This window comes from Ornithinimicrobium sp. (genome assembly GCF_051004135.1).
Taxonomy (GTDB): Bacteria; Actinomycetota; Actinomycetes; order Actinomycetales; family Dermatophilaceae; genus Ornithinicoccus.
In genome coordinates, this window is record NZ_JBPCKQ010000094.1 from 1 (window position 1) to 2,567 (window position 2,567).

At 71.1% G+C, this 2,567-nt stretch carries 2 pseudogenes; both read right to left on the bottom strand.

From position 1 onward, the window contains the following. Nucleotides 1–246 (bottom strand): annotated as a pseudogene (locus ACR2FV_RS05520) (EamA/RhaT family transporter); the annotation flags it as partial. Nucleotides 247–286: 40 nt separating this feature from the next. Continuing rightward, nucleotides 287–2,524 (bottom strand): annotated as a pseudogene (locus ACR2FV_RS05525) (UPF0182 family protein). Nucleotides 2,525–2,567 lie beyond the last annotated feature (43 nt).

Sequence of the window (2,567 nt, forward strand, 5' to 3'; positions counted from 1 at the left end):
CAGCACGATCGTCCGCACCGCGGCAGCAGACGGACGCCAGGAGCCTCGCAGCGCCAACGCCGCCGCGAGCGTCAGGATCGCCGCGGCGCCGCCGAGGCGGACGAGGACCACAGCCGACGAGGACCAACCTGACTCGAGCAGCCCCTTGGCCATCGGCCCGGCGGAACCGAAGGCGGCCGCCGAGGTCAGCGCCATCGCCGTGCCGACGCGCGCCGCCGTCGTCCGGGCGCCTGCCTCGCCTGTCACCGGCCCCTCGGAGCATCCACCACCGTGACGGTGATGGGCACTAGCCCGCCGGCTCTTCGGTCGCCGTGCCGGCCTCGTCGCCGCCGGAGGTCGGGTCCTCAGTGGCACCGGTGGCGTCCTCGGCACCGGGCGCGGCGCCGCCGAGCAGCTGCTGGGCCTCCGCCAGCGCCGCCTGTGCGCTTTCGGTCAGCTCCTGGTAGCGCCCGAGATCGCCCTCGCGCAGAGCGGCCTCGGCGTCGGCGAAGGCTTCGAGGGCCTGGCCGATCAGCGCCTCGACGCGGGGGTCGCCGGTTCCCGCGCCCGCGGGCGGTTGGCCGTCGCCGCCGTCGTCCTCGCCCGCATCGGGAAGCTGCTCACCGGGCGCCCGGACCTCGTCGGGAACGACGTCGAAGACGACTTGCAGGGACTCGGCAAGGGTGTTGCGCATGACGATCTGGTCGCCGAAGACCAGCACGACCTTCGCGAGCACCGGGATGGCGGACTGCTCGGCGCGAAGGAACAGCGGTTGGGCGTACAGCAGCGAGTCCTCGACGGGGATGGTCAGCAGGTTGCCGTAGATGACCGCCGAGCCGCGCTGGTTGAGCAGTGACAGCTCCGCGGCGATGTCCTCCTGCTGGTCGATGCGTGCCTGGATCTGCTCCGGTCCGAACACCGTCTCGCTGGGCGGCATGAGGAACGCCCGCAGACGACCGTAGTTCTCCGGGTCACCTCCGCCGGCGAGGTAGGCGATGAGGTTGAGGCGGTTCTCGCCCCGCGGGGTGTACGGCTGCAGCAGCGCGAAGTCCTCCTCGGTGTCGCCCGGCAGTCGGATCTGCTGGTACAGCGGCCGAAGCGTGCGTGGGGTGACGTTCGCGCCCTCCGCCTGATTGCGCTGGAAGGCGGGGTCCAGAGGCAGCCGCCAGGCGTCCTCCTTCGTGTAGAACTCGTCGGGTCCCGGGATGTGGTAGTCGCGGTAGACCGCCGCCTGCACCCGGAACATGTCCTCGGGGTAGCGGAAGTGGGCGCGCAGGTCCTCGCTGGCGGCGTCGACGTCGGTGAACACCGTCGGGAAGGCGGCGCGCCAGGCTCCGATGACGGGGTCGTCGGGGTCCATGACATACAGCGTCACGGTGCCGTCGTAGGCGTCCACCACGGCCTTGACGCTGTTGCGGATGTAGTTGGCGGTGCCCTCGATGCCGGGCAGCTCGATGCTGCGCTCCTCGATGACCGCCGCGCCGGTCTCGGTCGTGCGGGCCACGAGCCGGCGCTGCTCCGCGGCGGTCAGGGGGCCCAGATCCACCCGCTGGGAGTAGGGGATCATCTCGCTGGTGGTGTAGGCGTCGATGATCCACTGGATGCGCCCCCCTGTGACCACCGAGTACGCGTCGTGGTCGAGCTTGAGGAACGGCGCCGCCGACTCGACCCGCTGGCGGACCTCCCGGCGGAACAGCACCTTGGATTCGTCGCCGAGCAGGTTCGACAGCACCATGTTGGGCTCGGCGAAGCGGAGCGCGAAGGCCAGCCGGCGGCCGAAGGAGCCGACCGCGACGCCGTCGTCGCCGTCATAGGTCGTCTCCACCGGCGGCCCGTCGACTTGGGCGAAGTCCAGCTCCGGCTGAGAGGTCCCCACCACGGAGTAGCTCGGCGGGTTCTCACCGAAGTAGATGCGCGGGTTCTCAGGCACCAGCTCTTCAGCGCCCGCGGTCGGGATGTCGCGGGCGAGGAACACCGGCTGGCCGTCGGGCGTGGCGCGCGACACCTCCGAGGAGACCACCCCGATGCCGGGGGGGTAGACCAGGTGCTGGGTCTGCCACGTGTCCTACGGCAGGTCGCGCTCGCTGATCTCGCGGGCGGCGATGAGCACCTGGCGCCGCTCGCCGTTGATGTCGTAGCGGTCCACGTCGACGTCGCGGAAATCGTAGTAGGGCCGCAGCTCCTGCAGCTGGGTGTAGGCCGCCAACGCCGGGGCGGGATCCCACAGGCGCACCGCGCTGAGCGTGTCGGCGTTGTCGAGCACCTCCTGGGCCGACAGCTCCGCGCGGGCGGGGAACGGCTCGGACTCGACGTCGTCGAGCCCGAACGCGAAGCGGGTGAAGTCGAGGTTGTGCTGGATGAACGGGCGCTCCCGCTCCAGCTCCTGCGGCGCGACCCGGATGCGCTGGACCACCGTCGGGACGATGCCGACCAGGACCACCCCCGCGACGAACAGGATCCCCACCGCAAGCGTCGGCAGCAGCCAGCCGCGGAAGCGGATGTTGACCAGGAACAGCACCAGGCAGACGAGCGCGATTACCTGCAACAGCCGCAGCGCCGGCAGCTGGGCGGTGACGTCGGTGTAGGAA